General features: G+C 60.6%; 5 protein-coding genes. 4 read left to right on the forward strand and 1 reads right to left on the reverse strand.

The window, feature by feature from the left end; translation table 11 throughout:
* From M3O22_08485 to M3O22_08500, 4 genes are all read left to right on the forward strand, one after another.
* On the forward strand, positions 1 to 513 hold a 513-nt coding region (locus M3O22_08485), incomplete at its 5' end, for a lytic transglycosylase domain-containing protein (GenBank protein ID MDP9196780.1).
* Between the two features lie 12 nt (positions 514 to 525).
* Positions 526 to 1,893 carry a cytochrome ubiquinol oxidase subunit I gene (locus M3O22_08490; GenBank protein ID MDP9196781.1) on the forward strand — a complete coding sequence of 456 codons (1,368 nt, stop codon included), beginning with the start codon at positions 526 to 528 and terminating at the stop codon, positions 1,891 to 1,893.
* Complete coding sequence (locus tag M3O22_08495) at positions 1,890 to 2,900, forward strand: cytochrome d ubiquinol oxidase subunit II (protein MDP9196782.1); 1,011 nt, start codon at positions 1,890 to 1,892, stop codon at positions 2,898 to 2,900. Before M3O22_08490 ends, M3O22_08495 begins: the two co-directional genes overlap by 4 nt.
* Before the next feature lie 237 nt (positions 2,901 to 3,137).
* On the forward strand, positions 3,138 to 5,015 hold the full coding sequence (locus M3O22_08500) for a hypothetical protein (GenBank protein ID MDP9196783.1): 1,878 nt from the start codon (positions 3,138 to 3,140) through the stop codon (positions 5,013 to 5,015).
* Positions 5,016 to 5,149: 134 nt separating this feature from the next.
* On the opposite strand, the gene M3O22_08505 is transcribed toward M3O22_08500, so the two are convergent.
* Positions 5,150 to 5,356, reverse strand: a 207-nt coding sequence (locus tag M3O22_08505) for a peptidylprolyl isomerase (protein ID MDP9196784.1), incomplete at its 5' end; no start/stop codon positions are given.

Raw genomic sequence — 5,356 nt, forward strand, 5'->3', positions numbered from 1 at the left:
CCCCTTGTGGATGTTTCTGTAGACCAGCCGGAAAAGGCCCTTGTTCACGCCCTGATCCGGCAGGAGAGCACCTTCAACGCCGGAGCCATCAGCAGCGCGGGGGCCCGCGGCCTGATGCAGCTGATGCCGGCGACGGCGAGACAGGTGGCCCGGCAGGAAGGACTGCCCCACCAGCCTGCGCGGCTGACAGAAGACCCGGCCTACAACATCCGTCTGGGGGCGGCCTATCTGGAACGCATGCTGGACCAGTTTGGGGGATCTCCGGTCCTGGCCATCGCGGCCTATAACGCCGGCCCGTCGCGGGTGCGGGAATGGGTCGGAAAACTGGGACAGCCGGGAGACCGGCCGGAAGAGGTTGTGGACTGGATCGAACAGATACCCTTCTCCGAAACCCGCAACTATGTCCAGCGTGTTCTGGAAAACCTGCAGGTCTACCGCCAGCGGCTGGGGGAAGGGAACCGGAACGGCCTTGCCCATGACCTGGTGCGCACTACTGTGAAAACGGACTCCTGAACGGAGCGCTCCATGACCGCCGATCCCCTCCTTCTGGCCCGCATCCAGTTCGCGGCGAACATCACGTTCCATATCCTGTTCCCGGCCATCACCATCGCCCTGGGCTGGATCCTGCTGTTTTTCCGTCTGCGCTTTCGCACCACGAAGGACAGCAAGTGGATGGAAGTGTACTTTTTCTGGACGAAGGTGTTCGCCCTGTGTTTCGCCCTCGGCGTGGTCAGCGGCATCACCATGTCGTTCCAGTTCGGCACCAACTGGCCCGGATACATGAACACGGTCGGGAATATCGCAGGGCCGCTGCTGGCCTATGAGGTGCTGACGGCCTTTTTCCTCGAGGCTACGTTCCTGGGCATCATGCTGTTCGGATTCCGCCGCGTGTCGCCCTGGCTGCATATCCTGGCCACGGTGCTGGTGGCGGCGGGAACGACGCTGTCGGCCTTCTGGATCCTGGCGCTGAACAGCTGGATGCAGACCCCTGCCGGCTTTGAGATGATCGACGGCAAGGCCTATGCCACGGACTGGCTGCAGATCGTTTTCAATCCGTCCTTTCCGTACCGGCTGACCCACATGCTTCTGGCTTCGGGCCTGACGGCGGCATTTCTGGTGGCCGGCCTGTCGGCCTGGCGCTGGCTGAAAAATGACCAGGCGCCGGCAGTCATGGCAGCCCTGAAAACCGGCGTGGGGCTTGCGGCCATTCTCGTTCCGCTCCAGGTCCTGGCGGGGGACATGCACGGGCTGAACACGCTGAAGCACCAGCCGCAGAAAATCGCGGCCATGGAGGCCCTGTGGGACACCCGGGCCGGTGCACCGCTGGTGCTGTTCGCGCACCCGGACGAGACAGCCCGGGCTAACCGGTATGCTGTAGAAATTCCCGGCGGGGCGAGTCTGATCCTGACGCATGATACAGAAGGCGTGGTGCAGGGCCTGAATGACTTTGAGGGTAATCATCCGCCTGTGGCGCCCCTGTTCTGGGGGTTCCGGATCATGGTGGGCACGGGTGTCCTGATGCTGCTGGTGTCCTGGGCCTCTGTTTTTTGCCTGAGGAGGCGAGGGGGGTTGCCCCGCTGGCTGGCCCGGGTGCTGGTGGCCATGACCTTTTCGGGGTGGGTGGCCACGGTCGCCGGCTGGTACGTGACCGAGATCGGCCGCCAGCCCTGGCTGGTCGGCGGCGTGCTGAAAACCGCGGATGCTGTCGCTGACGTGCCTGCACCCATGGTCGGTCTCAGCCTCGGCCTGTACCTGACCGTGTATGCTGTCCTGCTGATGGCGTTTGTCGCGACCCTGTTCCATATGGCCCGCAAGGCCGGGCAGGCGGTGCCGGCCAGCGTCAGTGATCCGGTGGTCGAGGCCCTGTCTCATAAAGGGGGGAGCAGGCCATGACGGATATTATTGCCAGCGGGCAGTGGCTTCCCGTTGCATTTGCGGCGCTCATGGGTCTGGCCATGCTTGTCTATGCCATCCTGGACGGCTATGACCTGGGCACCGGCATCCTGATGCCCGGGGCCAGCGATGCGGAAAAGGACCGCATGATTGCCTCGATCGGGCCGTTCTGGGATGCCAACGAGACCTGGCTGGTGCTGGGTGTGGGCCTCCTGCTGGTGGCTTTTCCCGCGGCCCACGGCATTATCCTGACCAGCCTGTACCTGCCGGTGGCCATCATGCTGCTTGGACTGATCCTGCGCGGTGTGGCATTTGACTTCCGCGCCAAGGCCCATGCCAGTCACAAACAGGCCTGGAACAGGACGTTTTTCGCCGGGTCCCTGCTGGCCGCGCTGGCGCAGGGGTTCATGCTGGGAAGCTATATCCTGGGCTTTGAGAAAAGCTGGCAGGCCCTGGCGTTTTCCGGGCTGGCGGGGTTGGCCGTGGCGGCGGGTTACACCCTGATTGGCGCCTGCTGGCTGGTCATGAAGACGGAAGGCGACCTGCAGCGCAAGGCCATCCGCTGGGCCCGCCGGGCGCTGTGGGGCACGGTCCTGGGCATCGGGCTGGTGTCCATTGCCACACCGCTGGCCAGCGCGCGGGTTTTCGACAAGTGGTTTTCCTTTCCGGAAATCATCCTGCTGGCGCCCATTCCTGCAATAACCGGAGTTCTGGTGCTGGGGCTGGATTATTTGCTGCGACATCTGCCGCGGCCGCAGGATCGCTGGTCCTGGGTGCCCTTTGCGATGACAGTGGGGGTCTTTATTCTGTGCTTCCATGGTCTGGTCTACAGCTTCTGGCCGTGGATCGTGCCGGACCGCCTGAAGATCGTTGAGGCCGCCAGCGCGCCGGAGTCCCTGATGATCATCCTGGCAGGCACCCTGGTCGTCCTGCCGGTGCTGGCAGGCTACACGGTCCTGGCGTACCGGGTCTTCCGCGGCAAGGCCGGGGATCTGTACCAGGACTGAGAAACTGTTCCCCAAGCCTGATTGTTCTGGTCGCCTGCTTTGTCTTTCTGTGCTCCCGGTGCTCACGTACCGTAACGTACGCTGCGCTCCGGTTCTCGAAAGACGGCGGCAATCGACTCAGATCAGCGACTTTTGAAACAGTTTCTGAAGTTTTCCGGCTATAGATATGCTTGCCGCAAGTAAAACCTGCTTTTAGGGTTTTGCAGCATATCCAGTAAAGCAGCGGAAACCCGTTTCATGACAGACAGCTATCAGAAAAAACACCGTAGTGCGGCGTTCATTGGATTTGGACTGGTTTTTAGCAGGGTTCTGTCCGGAATCGGCGTTTCACCTGCACACTGGTTCCTGGTTGTTACGCACCTGAACGCACGGCGCGGAAACATGAAGCCGTTCCTGAAGATTCTGGAGCAGTTTTCCGTTAAAGCTTCCCACGGGAACCGTGATCAGTTCCTGAAACTGTGGGACCAGGTTTTGCTGGAATTCAACAAGGCTGCAGAGGATCCGGAGACCGGTGCAATCAAACTCTACAACAAAAAAATCTGGCTGGTGGATGGCCAGAATCAGAGGACTGATTTCTGGCCCAAAGGTTTTGAGGGCACCGAAGCAGATTTAATCAGACATGGCAACGAGACAGGTCTTGCCATGGCCGATGGTTTTTTGCTTCCCTGTGACAGGATTTTCACTGTGATTGTGGATGCCATCCGGCTGATGCTTATGGCTTCCGAGCGCATCCGGGGGGTTCAGGGCTGGGCCTCTCTTTCCGGTGATCATGAAAAGATGCTTTCTGATCTGTGGCAGGCTCATGAGAATGCCAAGGCTTCGTTGCAGGGAAAAAATTCTGTGGCGGAAAGCGGCCCAGAAAAAAGCCCGGAAAACACTGTAAAAGATCCTGCCCGGGATTTTTCTGCTGTCATGGCTGAAGCAATGGAAAACGCCGGCCATCCTCTGGTCACTCCAGCGCTTGTCAGCCTGATGTCTGTCAGAAGCGATGTACTGGATCTTGCCAGGACTGTCCTGAGGAAGGCGGCGCCTGGAACAATTGATGCTGATACGATGCTGAGGCGGCTTACAGATCTGGTTCGTCTGGAGACAGAAAGGGAAAGGTTCAGTATCCCGGCTGAAGACAGAAACGGACCTTGGCGGGAAACAGGTACGCCGGAAAATTTCTTTGTGGAGAGCGGGGGGCAATGGGGCGTGCATCCCCGGGTGCTTCACATGATTACGTCCGTGATGCAGGGGCAGCTTGTTCCATCAGAGGATTCTCTGGAGACAATCATTGACTCCTGCCGGCTGCTGGTCATGGTTTTCAGGCATGCCCAAAGGTGTAAGGACTGGGATACAGCGGACATGGAGGACGTATGGCCCGGCGCCCGGGTCATTTTTGATCGTCTTCGGACAGCCCGCGCTGCCGTCGGGAACGCCATGGAATCCGACCAGTCCAGGATCCTGCGGCGGCAGGAGCGGCAGAAGGCGCGGGACGAGGAGAGACGGAAAGCCGAAGCCGAGCTTGATCAGTTGAGCGCCGCCAAGGCTCTTGAAGCAGCCCGAGTTCAGGGCCAGTCTCTCTCCGGCGGCTCTTCTTCACCCCCCAAAAAACCGGAGACAGTTCCCGGTCCGGTGACCGGCGTGGGTCTGAGCTCCTCTGTTTTCAGGAAGATTGACAGGGGCGTGGCCATGGCGCGGTTCACGGCCCTGAGTGCAGCGCTGTACGGTGTTCTGGGACTGGAGCAGGTGGACTGGACAGACAGTGCGGCGCTGAAGGAAGCGCTGAAGGCTGTGCATCCGGATCTGGCTGAGGGAAAGCCTGCCGGAGAGAAGCAGAAGGATGCTGTGTTGCTGAGGGCGCTGGATGTGATGCCGTATACTGTGAATGGTCTGTCTGATGGTGGTCCGCAGCTGGCGCAATGGTGCCTGGACAGACTGGCGGAGGGACGTGCTGCGTTTCCGGACCTGCGGCCCGATGCAAAAGACCTGGACGCGGCGCGGGTGCGGATTGCTGCTGCATCTGGCGGGGAGGCCCGGCTTGGGGTTATCCTGGCGGTCCTGGCAGAACAGACAATGGTCGTTCTCGACAGGACCCCGGTTGTGGTGCAGGCTGCAGCGCCGATCCCATAAAAGCCGGTCACACAGCGTGTGACAGTATCTTCTGATCTGGAAGGCCTGACCGCACATGGCCTCACCGGGTTCACAAGAGGCCCGCTGCAGGAGCCGGCACAGGTACCGGTGGCGTAATCGCAGGAAGATCCCTGTCAGGGAGTGTAGGAAGAATCTCCATCACCCTTTGGCTGGGCTGCTGGCGGAACCCAGGGGGTGCCGTCCCAGTTATAGCGCTCGACCTTTGCCTTCTTTTCCATGTCCTTCAGGATATCGGACAGAAGTTCCTGGGCCAGCTGGCTGCGCAGTTCGGGTTCCAGTTGCTCATAAGTGGGCGGGGTTGTCCTGTGCCGGTCTTCCAC

It is taken from the genome of Pseudomonadota bacterium (assembly GCA_030775045.1).
In the GTDB taxonomy this organism is placed as follows: Bacteria; Pseudomonadota; Alphaproteobacteria; order JALYJY01; family JALYJY01; genus JALYJY01.